At 70.6% G+C, this 21178-nt stretch carries 16 protein-coding genes and 2 pseudogenes; 8 read left to right on the forward strand and 10 right to left on the reverse strand.

What is annotated here, in order from left to right; genetic code table 11:
* Positions 1–28: 28 nt before the first annotated feature.
* A complete protein-coding gene (locus AB0I23_RS11040) occupies positions 29–3214 on the forward strand; it encodes a tetratricopeptide repeat protein (protein WP_359109095.1) in 3186 nt (1061 codons plus the stop codon).
* Here the strand turns inward: AB0I23_RS11040 and AB0I23_RS11045 are convergent, their stop codons facing one another.
* From AB0I23_RS11045 to AB0I23_RS11065, 5 genes and pseudogenes are all read right to left on the reverse strand, one after another.
* Positions 3215–3625 carry a hypothetical protein gene (locus AB0I23_RS11045; RefSeq protein WP_359108928.1) on the reverse strand — a complete coding sequence of 137 codons (411 nt, stop codon included), beginning with the start codon at positions 3623–3625 and terminating at the stop codon, positions 3215–3217. It abuts the gene before it with no gap.
* Positions 3622–4086 (reverse strand): hypothetical protein, encoded by a 465-nt coding sequence (locus tag AB0I23_RS11050; RefSeq protein ID WP_359108929.1) that lies wholly within the window; start codon positions 4084–4086, stop codon positions 3622–3624. The genes AB0I23_RS11045 and AB0I23_RS11050 overlap by 4 nt, the downstream gene beginning before the upstream one ends.
* Positions 4087–4292: 206 nt before the next feature.
* Positions 4293–4610, reverse strand: a complete 318-nt coding sequence (locus tag AB0I23_RS11055) for a hypothetical protein (RefSeq protein WP_359108931.1) — start codon at positions 4608–4610, stop codon at positions 4293–4295.
* 86 nt (positions 4611–4696) lie between these two features.
* The gene (locus AB0I23_RS11060; protein WP_359108933.1) at positions 4697–5509 is read right to left on the reverse strand and encodes an N-formylglutamate amidohydrolase; all 813 of its coding nucleotides are present in this window, start codon (positions 5507–5509) and stop codon (positions 4697–4699) included.
* A 148-nt stretch (positions 5510–5657) separates the two neighbouring features.
* Positions 5658–6036 (reverse strand): annotated as a pseudogene (locus tag AB0I23_RS11065) (endonuclease/exonuclease/phosphatase family protein); the annotation flags it as partial.
* Between the two features lie 610 nt (positions 6037–6646).
* Here AB0I23_RS11065 and AB0I23_RS11070 point away from each other — a divergent pair.
* Positions 6647–8263 (forward strand): PucR family transcriptional regulator, encoded by a 1617-nt coding sequence (locus AB0I23_RS11070; protein ID WP_436846920.1) that lies wholly within the window; start codon positions 6647–6649, stop codon positions 8261–8263.
* Between the two features lie 108 nt (positions 8264–8371).
* On the opposite strand, the pseudogene AB0I23_RS11075 reads toward AB0I23_RS11070, so the two are convergent.
* Positions 8372–9075 (reverse strand): annotated as a pseudogene (locus AB0I23_RS11075) (aminotransferase class III-fold pyridoxal phosphate-dependent enzyme); the annotation flags it as partial.
* A gap of 210 nt (positions 9076–9285) precedes the next feature.
* Here AB0I23_RS11075 and AB0I23_RS11080 point away from each other — a divergent pair.
* Genes AB0I23_RS11080 through AB0I23_RS11090 form a run of 3 tightly spaced genes read left to right on the forward strand, consistent with a single transcriptional unit; the run spans position 9286 to position 11110 of the window.
* Positions 9286–9450, forward strand: a complete 165-nt coding sequence (locus AB0I23_RS11080; RefSeq protein ID WP_359108936.1) for a hypothetical protein — start codon at positions 9286–9288, stop codon at positions 9448–9450.
* The gene (locus AB0I23_RS11085) at positions 9438–9938 is read left to right on the forward strand and encodes an aldehyde dehydrogenase family protein (protein ID WP_359108938.1); all 501 of its coding nucleotides are present in this window, start codon (positions 9438–9440) and stop codon (positions 9936–9938) included. The genes AB0I23_RS11080 and AB0I23_RS11085 overlap by 13 nt, the downstream gene beginning before the upstream one ends.
* Positions 9935–11110 carry a CaiB/BaiF CoA transferase family protein gene (locus AB0I23_RS11090; protein WP_359108940.1) on the forward strand — a complete coding sequence of 392 codons (1176 nt, stop codon included), beginning with the start codon at positions 9935–9937 and terminating at the stop codon, positions 11108–11110. Before AB0I23_RS11085 ends, AB0I23_RS11090 begins: the two co-directional genes overlap by 4 nt.
* A gap of 201 nt (positions 11111–11311) precedes the next feature.
* Here the strand turns inward: AB0I23_RS11090 and AB0I23_RS11095 are convergent, their stop codons facing one another.
* Positions 11312–12112, reverse strand: coding sequence for a ribosome hibernation promotion factor (locus tag AB0I23_RS11095; protein ID WP_359108942.1), 801 nt, complete (start codon positions 12110–12112; stop codon positions 11312–11314).
* 639 nt (positions 12113–12751) lie between these two features.
* Between AB0I23_RS11095 and AB0I23_RS11100 the strand changes: the two genes are divergently transcribed.
* Together AB0I23_RS11100 and AB0I23_RS11105 are read left to right on the forward strand one after the other, a co-directional pair.
* Positions 12752–13714, forward strand: a complete 963-nt coding sequence (locus AB0I23_RS11100; RefSeq protein ID WP_359108944.1) for a hypothetical protein — start codon at positions 12752–12754, stop codon at positions 13712–13714.
* 97 nt (positions 13715–13811) lie between these two features.
* The gene (locus AB0I23_RS11105) at positions 13812–15890 is read left to right on the forward strand and encodes a PQQ-dependent sugar dehydrogenase (protein WP_359108946.1); all 2079 of its coding nucleotides are present in this window, start codon (positions 13812–13814) and stop codon (positions 15888–15890) included.
* Positions 15891–16061: 171 nt separating this feature from the next.
* Here AB0I23_RS11105 and AB0I23_RS11110 read toward each other — a convergent pair whose 3' ends face one another.
* Positions 16062–17222, reverse strand: coding sequence for an ATP-grasp domain-containing protein (locus tag AB0I23_RS11110; protein ID WP_359108948.1), 1161 nt, complete (start codon positions 17220–17222; stop codon positions 16062–16064).
* Between the two features lie 405 nt (positions 17223–17627).
* Between AB0I23_RS11110 and AB0I23_RS11115 the strand changes: the two genes are divergently transcribed.
* On the forward strand, positions 17628–18620 hold the full coding sequence (locus AB0I23_RS11115) for an alpha/beta fold hydrolase (RefSeq protein ID WP_359108950.1): 993 nt from the start codon (positions 17628–17630) through the stop codon (positions 18618–18620).
* 71 nt (positions 18621–18691) lie between these two features.
* On the opposite strand, the gene AB0I23_RS11120 is transcribed toward AB0I23_RS11115, so the two are convergent.
* Both AB0I23_RS11120 and AB0I23_RS11125 read right to left on the reverse strand, forming a co-directional pair.
* Positions 18692–19234 carry a hypothetical protein gene (locus tag AB0I23_RS11120; RefSeq protein WP_359108952.1) on the reverse strand — a complete coding sequence of 181 codons (543 nt, stop codon included), beginning with the start codon at positions 19232–19234 and terminating at the stop codon, positions 18692–18694.
* Positions 19235–19521: 287 nt separating this feature from the next.
* Complete coding sequence (locus tag AB0I23_RS11125) at positions 19522–21168, reverse strand: pyruvate, phosphate dikinase (protein ID WP_359108954.1); 1647 nt, start codon at positions 21166–21168, stop codon at positions 19522–19524.
* Positions 21169–21178 lie beyond the last annotated feature (10 nt).

Raw genomic sequence — 21178 nt, forward strand, 5'->3', positions numbered from 1 at the left:
GATACCAGGGGGACGCTGGATGGACCGGATGCGGGTGGTAGCGGTCGAACACGGCGGAAGTCGCGGCTCGGGGTATGTGGTCGGGCCGCGTCTGGTGCTGACGTCCGCTCATGTGACGCCCGAGTGCAACGGCGCCGTATCGCTGTTCCGGCCGGGCAAGGAGACGTCCTGGCGCGGGACCGTTGTCTGGCGTGGTACCCCGCGCGGACGCGACGACGCAGCTCTGGTGCGTATCGATGACCCGTCCTGGGTGCCCCCAGCGGGAGCGTGGGATCGTTGGGGCCGTCTGGTCACCCACCGGCCCGCCACCCCGTGTGAGGCATGGGGAATACCGGAGGTGGTGCAGCGAACCGGCCGCGCCGTGGACACGCTTCAACCCTCGGGCACGCTCAGCCCTGGAGACCGCTACGTCGGGAACAGGTACGTGATGAGCCTGAGCCAGCATCCCCCGGCCTCAGCCGGGGACGAGGGCTCGCCGTGGGCCGGGATGTCGGGCGCTGCGCTGTTCTGCGGTGATCTGCTGGCTGGTGTCATCGCCTGCGACCCAGCCGACCGTGACCACGCCCACCTGGAGGCGGTACCAGCGTGGGTGCTGATGCGGGACGCGGCCTTTCGGACTGTCCTGGCGGAGTACGGCCCGGAGACCGGCGTGATGCTGGAACCGGTGGAGTGGCAACAGCTGGCGGAGCCGTCAGAACCGGCAGCCCAAGAGCTGCTCGCTTCGCCGACTGCCCTCCTGCGGGCCCGCCGCCGGGTAGTGCCTTTCCATGGTCGAACCGCCGTGCTGGGAGATCTACGCGCCTTCTGCGACGATGCGGGTTTCGGCGCCCGGCTGCTGCATGGCCCCGGCGGGCAGGGCAAGACCCGGCTGGCCCAGCACTTGGCCGACGTGCTGGCCGCCGAAGGCTGGACCACACTGTGGCTACGTGCCGACGCGGACGGCGGATCCCTAGCCGCACTGGCGGCCGCTGCCGTGCCGCTCCTGATCGTAGTCGACTACGCCGAAACCCGTACGGCACAGTTGACCGCGCTGGTGGAAGCCGCCGCCCGGTACAGGGGAGGCAAACCGTTCAAGCTGCTTCTGCTGGCACGCACCGCCGGTGACTGGTGGCAAGCACTGCAGGCAGCCAGCCCAGTCGCCGAGGAACTGCTGGACGGCGCCGCGGCGGTGCCACTGCCCGCGCTGGAAGCCAAGCCCGGAGCCTCCCGCACTGAGGCTTACCAGGAAGCCGTGCGCAGCTACGCGGGACAGCTGCCTCGGGTGCACGGCTGGCAGGACCACGACTGGTCGAACTTGGCCGCCCGCCTCACCGCAGGCGGAGCCGACCCGGATGGCCAGCCGTCGGTTCCGGATGGCCCCGGCATGGAGATCGCGCTGACCCTGCACATGGCCGCGCTAGCCGACCTCCTGGACGCTGCCGGCCAAATGCGGGCCGACGGCCCGCAGAACGGGGCTCCGGCGCCCGACGGGCGGGGTGTGGAGGACCGGCTGCTGGCCCACGAGCGCCGCTACTGGACCAACGCCGCCACTGCACGCGGACTGCACCCGAACTTGACCATGGCCACCCTCACCGACGCCCTGGCCGCCGCATTTTCCCTCGGCGCGGAAACGCACCGTCAGGGTGAGGGACTCCTGCGCCGCGTCCCCGGACTGGCCGACCAGCCAGTCGACCGACTGGGTGCCGTACTCGGTTGGATCGCCGCCCTTTACCCCCCGGCACCCGGCGCGCCCTGGGGCAGCCCGCAGCCGGACCGGCTGGCTGAGCGATTCCTCGGCCGGCATCTGCTGGACGGCCCCGGCCTGGCCGACCACGTCGTTCCCGGCGCCACCGACCGCCAGGCCACCCATTTACTCACCGTCTATACCCGGGCCGCCGCCCACCCCGTCTTCGACCACCAGCTCGACCAGCGCCTGACCGCGCTCTGCGTGCGGCACTCCGCCGTGCTCGCCGGCCCAGCCGTCGACGTCGCGACCCAGTCCGAAGCACCCCGCCCCCTCTTGGAGGCCCTCGAACAGATCACCGACTCATCCCGCACCACGTTCGAGGACTTGGAACTGCTCGCCCGGCGGCTGCCCGCCACCAGCTACAGCCTCGGCGCATGGTCCACCCACGTCGGCCAGCTCATCACTGACCACCACCGAGCCCGCAGCCACGGTGACCCCGAAGCCCGGCCCGCCCTGGCCGACGCTCTACACGATCTGTCCAGCCGGCTGGAGAGGCTAGGACAGTGGGACAAGGCCCTGGCCGCCTTGCGGGAAGCGGTGGGGATCCGCCGAAAACTGGCCGCGAAACAACCCGACACGTTCCTGCCGGACCTCTCCTCAAGTCTGAACAACCTGTCTGTTCTGCTGAACCACCATGGGCAGACCAAAGAAGCACTGGTCGTGGCCAGCGAGGCACTGGAAATCCAGCGGAGAGTCACCGCACAGCAGCCCGATGACATCGTGCTGTGCCACCTCGCCACGAGCCTGGACAACCATGGCGGAGACCTGGCGGCCGTCGGGCGCTGGGAGAAAGGGCTCGCGGAGATCGGCGAAGCGGTGGATATCTACCGCGAGTTGGTCGCAAAACGGCCCGACCAGTTCCGGGGAAACCTCGCCGGAAGTCTGAACAACCTGGGCGCCGTTCTGCAGCGCCGGGGGAGGTGGCAGGATGCGCTAGCTGCGATCAGCGAAGCGGTCGATATCTTCCGGGAGTTGGTTGCGGCACTGCCCGACGCTTTCAGGCACGAGCTCGCCGTTTGCCTTGTCAATCTCTCCAGCAACTTGGCCCTCTTTGGCCGGCAGGACGAGGCACTGGCAGCGGCCAGGGAGGCCGTGGAGATGCACCGGAAGCTGGCGGCGGCGCAGCCTGATGCGCATCGTCCCGGGCTCGCGTCCAGCCTGACCAACCTCACCGGTGCCTTGGCTGACTTCGGCCGGTGGGACGAGGCACTGGCAGCGGCCAGCGAGGCCGTGGAGATCGAACGCGAGCTGGTGACCGCGCTGCCCTCCGCGTTCCGGCCCAGTCTCGCCAAGAATTTGCACAACCTCTCCGTATGCCTGAATGCTTCCGGGCGGCGGGATGAGGCACTGGCCGCGATCAGCGAAGCCGTGGGGATCCGCCTCGAACTCGCTAGAGAACGGCCCGAAGCCCGCTCCTACGAGCTGAATCAATCAGTCAAATTCTTGGCCTTTCTTCGGGCTGCCGCGAGCGGCGGCATGCAGTTGTGATCAGATCATCGGTCGGGGGAGCGGGATGACGTTGTCGGAGGCACGTGCGCAGTCTGCTTGCCTGTCGCTTTCCTGAGTGAGGACTGCGCTGGCTAGGGCGAGCCTGGTCACCTGCTGGCGAAGGTCCTCGATCTCGGCCTCCTGATTGGCGATGGTCTTCTTCAGCTTGGTGACGGTCTCCCGGAGTCTCTTCTCGGATTCCGGGACCTGATGGGTCTCTTTGCGGACACGTTCGTTGAACTCGTTCTTCAGATCGACGTGTCGCTTGAAGAGGGCCACGCGGTGGATGCCGGCCTCCGTGGCAAGGGCGAGGACGGTATGGCTGCCGTTGGAGACGGTGGCCTGTCCCGACAGGAGTCGGTCCATGGCCTCGCGGATGCGGACGCGCTCGTCCTGGTGCTGCTCGTTCATGTCAGAACCTCGGCGGGATGGGCGGCGGCGTCGTGGGCGTCGGCCGTCGCCCGGAGCCGTTTCGCGTTGGCGTGCAGGCGTTTGCCGACCGGGCCAGGGGCGTGGGCGGCGAGCTCGTCGGCGCGTTCGCGCAGCAGACGCGCATGCGTGTGAGCCTGTGAGCGGGTGATCTGAGTCGCCTCGGCCAGTGCTTCGAATCGTCGCTCGACGACACTGGCGAGGCCGAAGGCATACCCATATGAATCGGCGGGGGCGAGATGCCACACGCCGTGGTCCAGGTTGAGCGTCGCCACATGGTCGGCCCGCTCCGGCAGCTCCTGGCCGAGACGCCACCGCTGGGACAGGGCCGACAACTTGACGGTCACCATGGTCCCAGATGCGGTCCCGATGACTCCGATCCAGTGCGGGCTCTCACCAATCAGCCGCTCGGTCAGCGCACCGTCCGATTCCGGAACCCTCACTGATGAGGCTCCATCGGCACCGATCAGAGCGGAGCCGGCCAGCAAGGCCAGAAGTCGGCCGAGGACCGATGCGGGCATGGCCGGATCCGCCGATGTAACAGCTGTGCGCAGCGGCCTGGGGGTGTACGGCAGCACCTCAACCTGTCGGCGGACGTTGTGCGACCTGCCTCGCACGACCGGCCACTCTGCATCTCGAGCGTGATCGATCAGCCCATCAGCTTCGCGTTCACGCCCGCGACGAACTCGTACAGTGGCCCCTTCGTGATGATCCCGTTCCCCAGCCCCACAGGCTCCGGAGCCACGTCGATCACGGTCACGACGGTGCTCCCCAGGCCGATGACCACCCACCACCGCCGACCGTCGGCGTCCACGCTCCAGGTGGACTTGACCCACTTGCCGGTGTCGGTCCGTACGTCGGCGGAGACCAGTTCCCAGGTATCCGGATCGAACTCGACGAGCCGGTCGGTCGGCGCGTGCCGTCCTGCCAGTCGCTCAAGCGCGTGTCGGCCGGTTCGTAGTGACACAGGCGCCCCCATGACGTGTCGCACCCGCGTGAACAGTGCGTCCGGACCGGACCGGACGTGGAATCGTCCCGTGGCGAAGCGAGGGGTCATGCTCGCATGTCCGCCCCGGACAGCGCGGCGACCAGGGTGGCCAGTGCCGAAGCCAGCGCGGTCAGGCCGGGGCCGGCAGGTCCACCTGGCTCGGACATGTACACATCGCGACGGATCTCGATCATCAGGGCGCTGACGCGCGGGTCCCTGCCGTAGTGCTTCAGCGGTACGTATGTACCGGCGAAGGGGCTGTTGATGCCGGTGCCCCCGAAGCCGGCGAACGCCTTCTCGGCCTGGGCGAGGAGTTCCGGCGGGGTGTGGAAGGCGTCGGTACCCAGGCAGATCGGTGGGCGAGGTCCGGAGCCGTGGAGTTCGTAGGGGAGCGGGGTCGTCGGGTAGGAGTGGACATCGATGATGACGGCGCGGCCGGTGGCGGCCAGTCGTTCGTCGACGGCGCTGGTCATGGCTTCGGCGTAGGGGTGGAAGTAGCGGTCGATCAGGGGCTCCGGATCCACGTCCGGTGAGCGGAGCTGTTCGCGATGCGTGGTCTGCGTATAGACCGCGCCCATGCCGACCGCCAGCATCTCCTCGCGGTCGTCGGGGAACCGTTCGGGATCGACGACGAGCCGCGACAGGCCGTTGACGAATCGCCAGGGCGTGACGGGAGCAGCCAGAGCGGCCTCGGCGGCCAACTCGGCCGTGTGGGAGTCCGTGATGTGGTCGAGCTCCAGCTCCAGTGCCTTGTCGTCCAGCTCGATTCCGGTGCCCACCTGCTCGGGGATGTGGCGGGCCGAGTGCGGAACATGCAGCAGGACCGGTGAGTCGATCCCGCCGGGCAGAAGGCGGAACGGCTGGTGCGCGTGGACCATGGAGGGTTCCTTCGGGGCGGATCGTCGCTGGGTACATCGACGAGGCGGAGTGCCGGGCTTGCGGCACTCCGCCTCGTCATATCCGATTATCTACCGATGGTGTTCGAGTGGGGCGACGGGGGTGACGGACCTGCGGGGCTCGGATCCGCTATCGGGCGGAAGCGATCAGTGGGTAGTGGTCGGAGAGGTTCGTGTACGTGTGGTCCGTGCCCCAGCTGGAGACGGTCCAGGACGCGCTCTGCTCCTTGACCACCTCGTCCAGCCGGCCGGCTTCGCGTGCCCGGCGTGGTGCAGGACGTGGTCGAGGTCCTCGCGGGGGTCGTCGGGGTAGCGGTCGGCGGCGATCGAGTTGTCCTGGGTGTCGAAGGAGTACGGGTGCCCGGTCCGGGTGTCGGCTCCGGTCGGTCCGGCGTCGGCGGGCATCGACGCGTACTCAAGGGAGTGGGAGTCGACGTTCATGTCGCCTGCCACGATGACCTGTTCGGACGCGGGATGTTCTTGGCGTCGAGGAAGGCGTCGATCTGTTTGGAGGACGACCACGTCATTGCCGAGCGGCATCAGGGGACTGGTCACTCCGATCGAGGGGATCGCCACCTGGGTGCGAGAAGCGGGCTGTTCCCCCTTGAGAGAGGCGGGGGGTGGGTGGGGGGTGGTGACTCCGCGGCGTGGGACGTGCAGCCGGAGACGAGGGCGAGGGTGAGACAGGCGACAGCCGCCAGCGCGGCGGATCGCCGGGGTGAGTTGTGCACAGGGGACATGCGGGCTCCAGAGCAGGGGACAGGAGGGGCCGAGACGGGCGGTGGCGCCGCCCATGACGGGCGGCGCCACCGCGGGGTCAGCCGTTGCCGCGGCCCGGCGAGCCATCCGCGGTGAGGTTCTGGCCCTGCTCCTGCTTGATCGCACCGGACGTGGTCTCAAGCCGTCGGCGGAGACGCCTCTCGCCGACGGGCTGCCGTGCACGGCGGGTCGGCGTAGCCGTTGACCCGCAGAAGCCGGCGGGGGTGGCGCGACCCTGTGCGCGGTGAAGGGAGCGGCGAACGCTCCCGCAGCGGCCGAGGCGGATTCCGGCCGACCTGCTAGCTTTGCCCGATCGAACGAGAGGCCCGGGTACGATCCCGCGGCGCGGGCAGGGCGGCGGTGGAAACCTTGGGCGTACCCCTCCACTGGCTGATCGGCCGCCCCGAGCTGCGGCTGACGGTGCTGGCCGGGCGGGACGGGCTCGACCGGGAGGCCGTCTGGGCCCACAGCATCGATCTGGCCGACCCCGTTCCCTGGCTGAGCGGCGGCGAGCTGTTGCTCACCACCGGACTGCGGTTGCCGGAAGCGGAGGCCGGGCAGCGGGCGTACATCCAGCGGTTGGCGGATGCCGGTGTGGCCGCTGTCGGCTTCGGGACGGGACTCTCGCACCGGCGTGTTCCCGCGGCCGTTGCGGACGCGGCCGACAAGGTGGGACTGCCCCTGCTCGAAGTGCCGCTGCCCACGCCGTTCGTCGCGATCACCAAGGCCGTGATGGAACGTCTGGCCGAGCTGCAGTACGAGGGAGTCGTACGGGCCTCCCGCGTCCAGCCCCGGATGACACGGGCCGCGCTGCGCGACGGCGCCAGGGCCGTCGTACGGGAACTGGCCGTCTCGACGCACACCACGGTGCTGTACCTGGACGACGCCGGTGCGGTGCGTGCCACCCATCCGTCCGGTTCGGCAGGCGTCGACCCCCGTGTGCTCGCCGAGCTGAGGAGCGCCGGCGGGAGCGACCGGGCGACGGAGGTGCTGAGCGCCGGACCGCACGGGGTGGTCGTCGCCCAACAGGTCCGCGTGGGCCCGCGCGCCCACGGCAGACTCGTGCTGGCTGCCGACCGGGAACTGACCGCCGTCGACCACCTGTTGCTCGGACACGCGGCGTCGCTGATCGCGCTCCAGGCGGAGAAGCCACTGCGCCTGCGGGACGAACAGCACCGGATCAACAGCCTCTTCCTGCGCATGGTCCTGGACGGGGCACTCCCCTCGCGAACCGCCCACGACCACCTGACGGAGGCCGGCTTCCCGGCCCGCAACGGCATCCGCGTACTCGTGCTGAGCGGTCCGAGCCCGCGGCAGGCCCTTGACGCGGCGGGCCCCCGCCTCGCCGAGACCGGGCTGCCGCGCTTCGGTGCCGTACGTGAGGGGCGTGCCGTGCTCCTGCTGCCCGGGGACGGCCCCCGCGCGGGGATGCGACCGGGTGGGGACGACGGTCCCGCGGAGAGCGACGGGCGCGGCGGCGCCACGGGTATCGGTATCGCCCGGGGTCTTGTCGACGATGCGGTCGCACGGTTCGGGCCGCGCCTCTGGGCCGGGCTCAGCCCTGTGCACGAGCCCGACGCCGGGCCGCAGGCGCTCCAGGAGGCGACCAACGCGGCCGCGGTCGCCGAGGCGCGCGGCCGACCGGGGCTCGTCGCCTTCGAGTCGCTGGCCGGACACGTGCTCGTCAGCGCCCCGGAGACCCGAGAGGTCCTGCGCCGGGTGGCCGCCGAACGACTCGCGCCGCTGGCCGCGCACGACCGGGACAACGGCACGGAACTGCTCGCTTCTCTCCGCGCGTTCCTGGAACATCACGGGCAGTGGGGTGCCGCATCCGCAGCCCTGGAGGTCCACCGGCACACACTGCGCAGCCGGATGGAGCGGATCCAGACACTGCTGGGCGTGGATCTCGACTCCGCGCACGTACGCGCCGAGATGCTGCTCGCGCTGGCCGCCTGGGAGGGCATCGCGGACCAGTGACCGGGGCCGGCCCGTCACTGGTCCGCGGGGCGGCGAGCACCTGGCCGGACGCGCCGAGCGCGATGCATGCGCTGGGCGCGCCGGACGAGCCGGAGCGCTGGGCGCGCCTTCCACCAGCACGGCGGCCACGTTCTCCGCGTCCACCTGCCGGTCCAGTAGGTCTGCGAGCGCCGCGGCGGCCTCCTCGGCGCAGCGTTCCGGACCCGACGGCCAACGGTACGGACAGGCCATCGGGGCGCGGTACACCTCGGGGGCGAACGGGCCGAACCCCTGCCGGTACGGGCGGTTCTTCGCGGTCAGTGACATGGTGAGCAGGGTGCGGCCGTGGAAGGCGTGGTCGAAGACGACGACGGCCGGCCGGCCGGTGACCGCGTGGGCGATCTTGACCGCGTTCTCCACCGCCTCGGCACCGGAGCTGACGAGCAGGGTGCGCTTCTCGCCGGGGACCGGGGCGAGCCGGTTCAGGGTCTCGCAGACGTCGAGGTAGGAGCGGTAGGGATTCACCAGGAAGCAGGTATGGGTGAAGCGCTCCAGTTGTGCGACGGCCCGTGCGACGACCCGGGGGCGGCATTGCCCACCGTGGTCACGGCGATGCCACTGCCGAAATCGATGAGGGAGTTGCCGTCCGCGTCCGTGATCACGCCACCGCCCGCGGCCTCCACGAAGACCGGCGGCGTGGAGCCCACACCGGCCGGGACGAGTCCGCGCCGGCGGGCGAGGAGGTCCCGTGAGCGGGGGCCGGGGATCTCGGTGACGATCCGGCGTTCCTGTGGGAGCCGAGGGCCGCCGACCGGACCGGGAGTGGCAGGCATGGGATCCCCTCCTGGATGCATGGGGATGGACCGCCGAGCCAACCGCGCCCCGGGAATCGGTGGCCATGGACGTATTGGAGTGCAAGAGGCCCGGCAGGCGGGACATTCTGTCCGCTGCGTGAGGGGCTGCGGCATGCGGAGAATGGCGGCCTCGTGATCCCGATGCGCTCCAGGCCGGTGCGTACGGACGCATACGGAAAGGGAACGTCGATGCAGCAGCACGCAGGCAGTGACCGCGCCCCGGAGGCCGCCGCTCCGCCGGAGGGAGTCCCGCGCCTGCGCCACCTGGTGGCGGGGGAGTGGCGCACCGGTGCGGGCGAGGAACTGGTCAGGTGGGAGACCCCCTCGACGAAGGAGTCCGGATGGGACCGGTGATCTCGCACCGGGCACGCGACACGATCCAGCGTGCCCTGGACGAAGGTGCCGCCCGTGCGGGCGTGAGGATTCTGACCGGTGGCCGGCCCTACGACGACGAGCGCTCCGTCGGCGCCTTTCTGCCGCCCACCGTCGTGGAACTCGCCGGGGACGACCCGCTGTGGCGTGAGGAACTGTTCGGTCCCGTCGTCGTGGTACGCCGTGCACCCGACGACGAGACCGCGCTCGATCTCGTCGGCGACAGCGAATTCGGTCTGGCCGCAGCGGTGTTCACCGACGACCTGCGGGCAGTGACCGCGGCCGTGCAGCGCCTCGACGTCGGGGTGCTGCACATCAACTCCGAGACCGCAGGCGCCGATCCGCACGTGCCCTTCGGCGGGGCGAAGGCGAGCGGCTTCGGCCCCAAGGAGCAGGGCCGTGCCGCCCGCGACTTCTTCACCACGACCACCACGGTCTATCTGCGCGCCTCCCGGGCAGGAACCCGATGACCGACACGTCTCGACTGCCGCTGTCCGGCGTGCTGGTGGCCGACTTCGGCCGGGTGCTCGCGGCACCGTACGCGACCATGCTCCTCGCCGACCTCGGTGCGGATGTGATCAAGGTGGAGCAGCCGGGGACCGGTGACGACACCCGGGCCTGGGGCCCGCCACAGGCACAGGGTGAGGCCACCTATTTCCTCTCCGTCAACCGCAACAAGCGATCCTTCGCCGTGGATCTGCGCGACCCGACGGGCCGCCGCAGGGCGACGGAGCTGATCCGTCGAGCGGACGTGGTGTTCGAGAACTTCCGCCCCGGCACCATGGACAAGTACGGGCTCTCCTACGAGCGGGTCCGCGAACTCAACCCCGGCCTCGTCTACTGCTCGGTGACCGGCTTCGGAGCGGGCAAGGGGGCGGCGCTGCCCGGCTACGACCTGCTGATCCAGGCCGTCGGCGGACTGATGAGTGTCACCGGACCGGCCCCCGGGCAACCGGTCAAGACGGGCGTCGCGCTGGTCGACGTACTCACCGGCCTGCATGCCGCGATGGGGGTCATGGCCGCCCTGCGGCATCGGGATGCGACCGGTGAGGGTCAGCATGTCGAGGTCAACCTGCTGTCGTCGCTGCTGTCCGGCATGGTCAACCAGTCCGCCGGCTACACACTGGCCGGACAGGTGCCGGGCATCCTCGGCAACCGCCACCCGTCGATCGCCCCGTACGAGGTCTACGAGACGGCGGACCGGCCACTCGTCGTCGCCGTCGGCAACGACCGGCAGTTCGCCGCGCTGTGCCAGGGCCTGGACGCGGCCGGTCTGGCCGTGGATCCGCGGTTCGCCACCAACACCGACCGGGTCGCCCACGTCGACGCGCTCGCCGAAGAGCTGTCCGTACGGCTCCGGCGGCGCGCGGCGGACGAATGGTTCGAGCTCCTCACTCCGCTCGGCGTGCCGTGCGGTCCGGTGAACGACCTCGCCGGGGCCTTCGACCTGGCGGAACAGTTGGGGCTTGCGCCGCGCGTCACCCCGGACGACGCGGGCGTCGAGGCCGAGGGTGGGCACGACGGTCCGATGGACCTCGTGGCCAACCCCATCGGGCTGTCCCGTACCCCGGTCCACTACCCACGGCGCCCGCCCCGGCTGGGCGAGCACACCGACTCCATCGCCGACTGGCTCGACAGCTGACCCGGCCATCGCTGCAACCCGGCCCCGACCACTACGCACGTTCTCCAGGCCACGAGCCGGCACCCGCGGCCTTGGACCGGGTCACGACCTGTGCTTCCAGCCGGCTCAGCCGGACTTCCGGCCCGGACGAGGCATCGGGTTCAGGGAGAATGATGCTGTGTCATGTCGTGCTCCCTTGCGAGGCGGTGGCGGGCTGGGCCGCTACTCGGCGGGGGCGATCAGGCCGTAATGTCCGTCGTAACGGTGGTACAGGACGTTTCCCCGTCCGGTGGTGTCGTCGGCGAAGAACACGAACGGCATTCCGGCGATGTCCAGCCGCTGCTTCGCCTCGGCCACGTTCATCCGGGGGGCGGGCAGTTCGCTGACGGTGAGCGGCACAGCCACCGGGCCAACCGGGTCGGGGCGGGGGTGCACTTGGGCGAGGCGGTAGCCGGTAGGGCCGGACCGGTACAGCACGCTGTCCTCGCCGGTGCCGTTGTCGGTGAACAGATGGAAATCGTAGTCCATCGTCTCCAGCTCGAAGGCCGCCTCGTCGGGTGACTCACGGGCCAGGGAGAACGATTTGTGCCGCACGACCTGCCGCTCCTCGGCGGGGCGGGGGAAGTGGTCGGGGCGATGGGTGGGCTCGCTGCCGTGCCGCCACTCGTGGGGGCTCGGCACGGACATCTTGCCGCGGCGGGTCTCCCAGTGCTCTTCCAGGCGCTCCAGCCGTGCGGCGAGCCGGTCCTGCAGCAGGTCAACGGCCTCGGTCACGGTCGTGGCGGCGACGTGTGCGCGGGCAGGATGCCCGTTGACGTCCAGGTTGGCCTGGGCGATCGCCGGTCGTTGCATGGCCGGGTTGGCCATGTGGGTCAACTTGACCCGGGCGAACAGGACCGGCTCCCGCGTCCGGCCGGTGAGCGCCCGCACCTTCTCCTGCGCGTACTCGATGACGTCGGGCGGCATCTGCCCCTGGGTCTCCACCTGGATCTCGGGAGCCCGCTGCGGTGCCGATCGCTTCATGACAGCCTCCTTGCGCAGCGATGTGCCCCTCTCCATACTTACCGCCCATAGGTCCCACGCGCACGGCCAGCGTCCCTGCCCCCGGCAGACCAGCCGCCGTGCCCCTGAGCCGGACATGGCGGAGGCGGGCGTAAGGAGTCGCAGGCCCGGCAGACGCGCTCAGTGGTTCGCACCGGTCGGCGGCACCGGTCGCCGCGGAGGCCGTCACCATCGCCGCGGCCGAGTCCACGGAGCCGACCCGGGGCGTGGTCAAGGCCACGAAGGGACCGTGGGCAACTGGCGTATTTCCGCGCCGACGTGCGGCCGGGAGTGATGCAGTCCGGCGGTGAACCGGCACCCGCACGGTCGCCCACCGGACCGCTTCATCCACCCGCCGCGCCCGCCCGGACTCGGAGCGAGCCGCTCGTCAACCGCTGTGAGCCGGCGCCGTCTGCGCCCCGATGGGCCGCTCGCGGTCTGCGTCCTTGTCCGCGAGGAGGTCGGCGCCGCCGCCGAAGGGCGCCCAAGAAATTGGCGAGTACACGCCCATTGTCAGGGTCGCGGCGAAGCGGTTACATGGTCCCTGCACACGGACGAAAGCGCTTTCTGTCGACCGGGAGACCCCGGTCGACGGCCCCTTCGCTGCCGACGGGAGGCTGTATGACACCGCCCCGCACCAGACGCTACTCACTCGCCGTCGCCGCGCTCGCCGCGACCGCCTCGCTTGCCGCCGCCACGTTTCCGGCCCAGGCGGCCCGCCCCGGGGCCGCCCACACTCCGCTACGGGCCCAAGCTGTGGCGGCGTACGACTTCGGGCACCCGGACCCCGCCGACCCCGGTCGCGAGCAGGACATCGGACGCTCCGGCACCACGCTCAGCCTGATCAACGGCGGCTCCGCGATGCGCGTGGCCGACGAGGCGTACCCGGGTGCTTCGCCCGCCCTGCAGGTACGTCAGCAGAACCCGGCCACCGCGGGCAACGACGACTGGAAGGCCGGGGCCTGGGACGCCGAGGGCCTGTCGTCCCTCGACGCCTTCCGCAGTTCCCGGGGTGCCACCGTCATGGGCTGGTTCAAGATGACGGGCGACAATCCCGCCCTCAACTCCAACACGGCCAACCCGAGCGACCGTTACAACGCGATCGGGCTGGCCGGCGTACTGTCCGGAACCTCCGACGGTCACGCGGTGCGTGCGCTGCTCGAACTCATCCAGGTGAACGGTGAGTTGAAGCTGGTCGCGCTGGGGAGACGCCTGGACAGCGGCGCCTCCCAGACCTTCGCTGCCGACGTTCCCTGGGAAGAACTGCTGCCCCGCGGCGAATGGGTGCACCTGGCCGCGACGTTCGACTTCCGCGACGGCACCCTCGCCCTCTACCGCGACGGCAAGCCCCTGGACGGCTTCTACGTCACGCCGGGCGACCCCTGGGAACTCGCCACCACGCCGGCGCCCCACCGCGCCTCGCCCACCGATCCCCGCGGCATCAAGATCGGCGGCAGCTTCCCCCAGAACACCCGGGAGAACAACGCCTGCGACTGCCGCATGGACGACCTCCTGTTCCTGGACCGCCCGGTTCCCGCCGGAGCGGTGGCGGCGGAGTACCAGCGCATGACGCGGGGCCACTGAACTTTCGCGTCCCCGGATCGTCCTTACCCTGCTTGTCACGCCAGCCCGAAGGGACCGCATGGCGTCACGACGTACATACCGAAGGCACTGGGCGGCCGTGGCCGTCAGCGCGGCCCTCGCCCTGGGAGGTCTCGCCGCGCCTTCCCATGCCGACGAGCCTGCCGCGGCGACAGCCGCCCTGTCCGACCCGATTCCGCAGAAGCCCGTTCAGTCGAGGACGGGTCTCGTCCTGGAGGAGTTCGCGCAGTTCCCCAAGTCGGAACCGGTTCCGGCGCCGACGGATCCGCGCCTGGTGCGCCATGCCCGGATCAACACCATCAATGAACTCCCCGACGGCTCCGGCCGGATGGCGACCCCCGACCTCAACGGCACCCTGTACCTCACCGACCCCGGCACCGCGACCAGTACCTCCGGCGGCACCCCGCACCCCTACCTGGACGTCAAGGCGGCATTCCCGCACTTCTTCTCGGGCCGCGGTCTCGGTCAGGGCTTCGGGTACGCCGCGTTCCACCCGGAGTTCGGCACGAACGGGCGCTTCTACACCATCCACACCGAGCTTGCCTCGCAGGCGGCCGAGACCCCCGATTACCAGCAGGCCGGCACGCCCACCTATCACGGCATCATCACCGAGTGGACCGCCGACGACCCCGCCGCGGCCGTCTTCCACGGCACCCATCGCGAGGTGCTGCGTATCGCCTTCTCCGGCCAGGTCCACGGCATTCAGCAGATCGACTTCAATCCGACGGCCAAGCCTCACGACGAGGACTACGGCCTTCTCTACCTCGCGGTGGGCGACGGAGGACAGGGCGTCGGCAACAGCGAGCCGCGGAACCTGGCGCTCCCGCACGGCAAACTTCTGCGGATCGACCCCGCGGGCCGTGACAGCGCCAATGGCCGGTACGGCATCCCCGCGTCCAACCCGTTCGTCGGTGAGCCCGGTGCCCTCGGGGAGATCTACGCCATAGGCATGCGGGACCCGCACCGCTTCAGCTGGGATGCGGGCGGCGGCCACCGGATGTATCTCGGCCACATAGGCGAGCACGCCATCGAGTCGGTGTACGAGGTCAAGGCCGGGGACGACTTCGGCTGGAGCGAGCGCGAGGGTCCCTTCGCATTCGACAAGAAGACCACCGACCCGTGCGCCCGCATCCTCCCCCTTCCCGCCGACGACGCCCAGTACGGCTACACCTACCCGGTCGCCGCCTACGACCACGACCCGGGACCCGGCTGGAACTGCCGGTCCGACGTGGGCCGCGCCATCGCCGGCGGCTCTGTCTACCGCGGCAAGGACGCGCCGGCGCTGCGCGGGAAGTACATCTTCGGCGACCTCGTGGACGGCCGCATCCTGGCCGCGGACACCCGCGACATGCGCCGCGGCGCAGACCTCGCGCCGCTCGAGCAACTGATGCTCTTCGACAAGTCCACCGGGAAGACGGTCACCATGCGCGACCTCGCCGGAGACCAACGGGTCGACCTGCGCTTCGGCTCCGACCGGAGCGGCGGCCTGTACATCGTCTCGAAGGCCAACGGCAAGGTCTGGAAGGTGACCGGGACCCGCACCTTCGCCGATTGCGAGATCGGCAACACCCCCACCACCCACACCACCGGGCCCGACAACTGGGCGCCGGTCACCCCGGGCAAGTGGGCATACACCGAACGCGAGACGATCCTGACCGAGCCGGGCGTCTCCCGCCCGGGACCGCGCCGCCCCTTCGAGTACGCCGTCCTGACCGCGGGCCCGCGCTACTCCTCCGTCACCGTCGAGGCGGAGGTACGGATCGACACCCCCGTCGAGATCACCAACCGTGACGTCATTCTCATCTGGGACTACCAGTCCGACACCCGATTCCAGTACGCGCACCTGTCGAGCGACAACACCATCTACCCGCACAACGGTGTGTTCACGGTCAACGACGCCGACCGGCTGCGCATCGACGACCAGTGGAACGGTACCTTCGGCGCACCTCCGGCGATCAAGGACGACGGATGGCACAAGGTGCGCCTCACCCACTGCGCCGACACCGGTGAGACCGCCGTCTACCTGGACGGCAGCAGCAACCCGCTGATCACGGCCACCGACCCGGTCTTCGCATCGGGCCGGGTGGGCTTCGGATCCTTCGACAACGCGGGCCGCGTCCGTCACCTGAAGGTGACGGGTACTCCGGTCGGCGACTGACCTCGCGGGGCGGGCCGAGACCGTCGGCCCGCTCCCGCACCGTCACGAAGGATCGGGGCTCGACGCGCATACGCGGGTCGGACCCGATGCGCTTCTCCACCTGGCACGTGCCTCCGGTGGGAGCGGGAACAAGGACCACAGCAATCCTCATTCCCACTGGTCAAGAGGCCCTCAGCTGATCGGTAGCGCCGCGTCGGCACGCTCGGGCTCGGAGGGCGCGACGGTGGGCGAGGTCGCCGGCGAGGGAGTGGGCGTGGTCGGGCCTGTGGGCTGCAGCACCGGGGAGTCGGTCCGCTGCTGCGGCAGTGCTCTCGGCTGGAGCGGACGCGGTCCCGCCACGACCGCGTAGTCCGGACCGAGGAACCGCGGTTCCAGGTCGCCCGGTTCCTCACCGAGGGCGAGTCGCACGGCGGCCCAGGGGGCGTTCAGGCCGCACTGGGAGAGCTGGTGGAGGCCACCCGCGGGGCGGGTGTTGACGTCGAGCAGGACCGGTTCACCGTCGTACAGCCTGAACTGAATGTTCGTCAGGTGATGGAGTCCGAACGTCTCCGCGATACGGCGGGCCGGTCCGGTCCATGAAGGGTCGAGCGTGAAGCCGCGCCGGCGTCCGTTCTTCGTGCGCCCCACGGCCATCCTGACCCGTCCGTCCGGACCGGTGAGGCAGTCGACGGAGACCTCCGGCTCGTCCAGGCGCGGCATGACGAGCCAGTCGACGCGGCGTTCGGTGCGGCGCAGGGTGTCGACGACCAGCTGGAGAGGGACGTACGGGCTCGGGAAGCCGCCGAGGTGGAGCAGCGAGAACGGGGTCCGCGTGATGATGCGGAAGCCGACACCGCCCGCTCCCGCAGCCGGTTTGAAGCAAGCTTTGTGGCCTGCTTCCTCCAACGCGTCGACAGCGGTGAGGAGTTGATCCTCGGTGCGCACCCGCCACCACGGCGGCACCGCCACACCGATCTCCTGCACCTTCTCGTACGCACGCGCCTTGTCCTGGAACGTGGCGACGGCCTCCGCGGGCGGTGTGAGCAGGGCCGTACCCAGCGCGGCGAACTCCTCGCGGTGCGCGGCCACGGTCGCCTGATGGAGGACCGGGACGAACACGTCGATGGCGTGCCGGGCGCACTGCGCCAGCGCGTATTCGAGGTACGCGGCCGAGGACAGGCCCTCCGGTTCGAGCGCCGCGGTGTCGGCGGCGGCGAGGACGGGGGAGTCGGGGTCGCCGTGCGTGGCATGGATCTCCACGGGGCGCTGCTGGGGATTGTCCCGCAGCTGATCCATGAAGAACACGTTCTCCGCGTACGTGCGGTTGAGCCAGACGCGTACGGGAGAGACCATTCAGGCCGCCTTCCAGGGGTCGCGGGCACGGCAGGGCAGGGCCGTGCCCGGTCAGGGAGAGGGAGGCGCACAAACCGCGGCAGGTGACAGGTGAAGGGAAGCCGGCGACGGGTGTGCTGGGGTGATCATAGGGCGCGCAGAGCCACCCGACTGCTACGTCCGTGTTACGGAATTCGCGGGCACGTGGTTGCATGCCGATTCGACGGGAGTCCTTCCACTTTCCGCCCGGTCGAATTCGCCGAGCAGTGGCGCACTGCCTGAAACGTCCCGGAAATCACCTGTGCGCCGGAGGTTCTACGCTCGAGGAGGAAGCGAGGAAACGGGGAGAAGCAGACGGGAGACGAGCCTGTGGTCGGCGCCCCAGAACCTGAACCACGCCCGCCCCGAGCGGGCCGCCTGCGCTCGGTGTCCGGGCAGGACGTGCCGCTGCGCCACCACGTGGTGCACGGCTACCGCCGCGCGTACCGGATCGCCGGGGACGGTCCGGCGATCCTGCTCATCCACGGCATCGGCGACTCCTCCGCGACCTGGGCGGATCTGATCCCCGACCTGGCCCGCAGCCACACGGTCATCGCCCCCGACCTCCTGGGCCACGGGGCCTCCGACAAGCCGAGGGCCGACTACTCGGTGGCGGCCTACGCGAACGGCATGCGTGACCTGCTGGGGGTGCTGGACATCGAGCGTGCCACCCTGGTCGGTCACTCGCTCGGCGGTGGCGTGGCCATGCAGTTCGCGTACCAGTTCCCCGAGCGCACCGACCGCCTGATCCTGGTGAGCACGGGCGGCGTGGGGCGCGAGATCAACCCTGTCCTGCGAGCGGTGTCGCTGCCGGGCGCGGACCTGATGCTGTCCACGCTGCGACTGCCCGGCATGCGCAGCCAGGTCGGCCTCTTCAGCCGGCTGGTCAAGCTGCTCGACACCGACCTGGGGCAGGACGCCGCAGAGCTGCTCAACGTCGTGGACGCCCTCCCCGACTCCACGTCGCGCAGCGCGTTCATCAGCACCCTGCGGTCGGTGGTCGACTGGCAGGGCCAGGTGGTGACCATGCTCGACCGCTGCTATCTGGCGGAGGGCATGCCCACGCTGCTGCTGTGGGGATCGCGCGACAGCGTGGTGCCGGTCCGGCACGCGTACGGCGCGCACGCGGCGATGCCCGGCAGCCGCCTGGAGATCTTCGAGGGCGCGGGCCACTTCCCCTTCCACAGCGACCCCGCACGCTTCCGCGCCCTGGTCGAGGACTTCGTGCGCACCACGGCCCCGGCCGACTGGAGTCAGGAGCGGTGGCGGGACCTGCTGCGGGTGGGGCGGCCCGGCAGCGGGGCGGGGGCGCTGGACTCCGCGTACCACCGGGCCGTGGAGCGCGATCTGCGCGAGGAGAGTGAGCGGAGCGCTACGTGACGGGCGAAGAGTTCCGCCTGCCTGCCTGCCTGGCTGGCGGAGCAGGTTCGGCCGCTTCTTCGGGCCCGCCCTCAGAGGTCGTCGGGCAGGAGCCGGAACGCTCCATGGGCGGTGAGCGGCCGCATCATCCGGAAGTGGCGGTCGGTGGTGAACAGGTCAGCGGTCTGGAATGCGGCGGCGAGCACCACGTTCATCGCGTCGGCCAGCCCCACCCCTTGGCCGCCGTCCGCGTCCTGGTACCCGCGCATGACCACCATGGCGCTGCGCAGATGCGGTGCCACCTCGGGCACTTCTTCGGCGCGGCAGCGGGCGGCCTGGGCACGGCAGGACCCCGTCTGCTCGCCGGTGGGGCCGTTGATGCGGGCGTAGGCGTCGGCGAGGCTGTCGAACTCGGGCAGAGCGGCCCGGTAGTCGCCACCGAGGAGACGGACCGCCGCGCGCCGACGGCGCAGTCCCAGCACCTGCTTGCTCTCGGAGCCGAGGGCGAGGGCGGCGGGCTCGATGACCTCGCTGAGCACTTCGGCCGCCTGCGCGAAGCGTTCCTCTTCCAGGAGGGCGTCGGAATGGTCGTACGCCTCCTTGATGTCCTGGCGCAGCTGGGCAGGGACAGGCACCGGCTGGGCGTGCGGGGCGGGGACAACGGGCGCAGCACCTCCGGCCGGCGACGCCTGGGCTCGGGCGCGGGGCGCGTACGGGTGGCGGAACAGGCCCGTCGGGTCGGGTACCCCGGCCGGTCCGGCCTCGGCATCGTCACCAACTACGCCACCAACGTCAATGACGCCCCGTGGCTACTGAAGGTCATCCAGCAGGCATCCGTGCCCGCCATCGGCCTGCTGGTGGTCGCGATGGTGGTGAAGGGCGTTCACGCCGACCGAGTCTCGCGCGCCCCGCATGAACGCCGTCAGCACTCCGGTCCGTCGCCGGTCCGCCGGAGGGCGGCCTGTGCCGAGGTGAGGCGTTCGGATTCGTTGCGGCCCGTGGTCCTGTCGCCCGCGACGTCGTCGGCCCAGCCCAGCAGCCGGTGCAGCTGTGGGTCGGTCGAGGACGCGGCGATGCGGGGCTCGCCGACGACGACCTCTCCGCCCGTTCCGTCAACGGCGATGAGGGTGCCTTCGGGCAGGCTGCGTCCGCCTGCCCGGACGCAGCCGTCGGCGGCGTCGACGGTGAGGTTCGCGGCACCCACGACGGCGGGCTTTCCCATCGACCGCGCCACCACGGCCGCATGACTCGTCGGGCCGCCGCGAGCGGTGACCACCCCGACGGCGGCGGCCAGGCCGTGCATGTCGAGCGGGGAGGTTTCGGGGCGCAGCAGGACGACCGGCCCTCCCGCGGCGAGCCGGACCGCGCTGTCGGCGGTGGTCGCCACCTGGCCGACAGCGACTCCCGGGGAGGCGCCCAGCCCTCGGGTGAACAGGTCGCGGGGTTCGATCGCCGTGATCCGAGGCGTACGTACGTGGGTGAGGTGCTGCGGTGAAACGCGGAGCAGCGCCTCGTCGCGCCCGATCGTTCCCGCGTCGGCCAGGTCGACCGCGACCCGGACTGCGGCGCGCCCGACGAACCGCCCGCGGCGCACCTGCAGGATCCACAGTTCGCCCGCCTCGAAGGTGAACTCGACGTAACACGCGTCGCGGTAGTGCTCATCGAGCCGGGTCAGGGCGGACAGCAGGCGGTTCCACACCTCGGGTTCCCGGTCGGCCAGTTCGCTCAGGGGCTCGGTCAGTGACGAGCCCGAGACGACGTCCTCGCCTTGGCGGCCGAACAGGGCCTCACCGAACGTGACATGCTCGCCGGTGTTGGGATCACGGCTGAACGCGACGCCCGTTCCGCTGCGTTGGTCACGATTGCCGAACACCATCGCCTGTACGGTCACGGCGGTGCCGAGGTCGTGCGGGATGCCGTGCAGTTCGCGGTAGGTCTTCGCGCGCGGTGTGTTCCACGACGAGAACACGGCCTCGACGGCGAGCTCCAACTGGCGGGCGGCGTCCTCGGGCACGCTGTCGCCGCTGCGTTCTGCGATGAGCTGCTCGACGTCCTGGATCGCCTCGGCGAGGCGGCTCGTGTCGGTGTCCTGTCCGGCGAGCGCACGGCCGATGCCCGCCAGGCTCTCCGGGCCCACGCCGGCGACCTCGGAGGCGAAGCCGGTCAGAAACCTCAGCCGCGAGTCGAGTGCGAACCGCAGGTCGCCCGTCTCGTCGGCCAGGGTGGTGGTCGCCGCGGTGGTGAGCCCGAGGTTGAGAACGGTGCTCATCATGCCGGGCATCGACACGCTGCCGCCGGAGCGGACGGACACCGCAAGCGGCCGCTGTGGACCGCCGAGCCTGCGGTGCGTGGCGGCTTCGAGGCCGTCGACGGCGGCCGCCAGTTCGGCGTCGAGGCCGCTGGGCAGCCGTCCGGTACGGAGGAAGGCGCGGCACGCCTCCGTGCTGATGACGAAGCCCGGCGGCACGGGCAGTCCCAGACGGCGGAGCACGACGAGACCGAGTGCCTTGCCGCCGAGGACTTCCGCCGTCTCCTCGACCTCGGCCGAAATCGGGTGAATCCAGGTCATCGCGTGGTCA

Origin of the sequence: Streptomyces atratus (genome assembly GCF_040655115.1) — a bacterium.
GTDB lineage: Bacteria > Actinomycetota > Actinomycetes > Streptomycetales > Streptomycetaceae > Streptomyces > Streptomyces atratus_D.

What these genes read in the sequence shown, in the direction of transcription:
- AB0I23_RS11040 (WP_359109095.1), top strand. Translation starts at nt 29, where the DNA reads ATGCGGGTGGTAGCGGTCGAACACGGCGGAAGTCGCGGCTCGGGGTAT.
- AB0I23_RS11045 (WP_359108928.1), bottom strand. Translation starts at nt 3,625, where the DNA reads ATGAACGAGCAGCACCAGGACGAGCGCGTCCGCATCCGCGAGGCCATG.
- AB0I23_RS11060 (WP_359108933.1), bottom strand. Translation starts at nt 5,509, where the DNA reads ATGGTCCACGCGCACCAGCCGTTCCGCCTTCTGCCCGGCGGGATCGAC.
- AB0I23_RS11080 (WP_359108936.1), top strand. Translation starts at nt 9,286, where the DNA reads ATGCAGCAGCACGCAGGCAGTGACCGCGCCCCGGAGGCCGCCGCTCCG.
- AB0I23_RS11085 (WP_359108938.1), top strand. Translation starts at nt 9,438, where the DNA reads ATGGGACCGGTGATCTCGCACCGGGCACGCGACACGATCCAGCGTGCC.
- AB0I23_RS11090 (WP_359108940.1), top strand. Translation starts at nt 9,935, where the DNA reads ATGACCGACACGTCTCGACTGCCGCTGTCCGGCGTGCTGGTGGCCGAC.
- AB0I23_RS11095 (WP_359108942.1), bottom strand. Translation starts at nt 12,112, where the DNA reads ATGAAGCGATCGGCACCGCAGCGGGCTCCCGAGATCCAGGTGGAGACC.
- AB0I23_RS11100 (WP_359108944.1), top strand. Translation starts at nt 12,752, where the DNA reads ATGACACCGCCCCGCACCAGACGCTACTCACTCGCCGTCGCCGCGCTC.
- AB0I23_RS11110 (WP_359108948.1), bottom strand. Translation starts at nt 17,222, where the DNA reads ATGGTCTCTCCCGTACGCGTCTGGCTCAACCGCACGTACGCGGAGAAC.
- AB0I23_RS11125 (WP_359108954.1), bottom strand. Translation starts at nt 21,168, where the DNA reads ATGACCTGGATTCACCCGATTTCGGCCGAGGTCGAGGAGACGGCGGAA.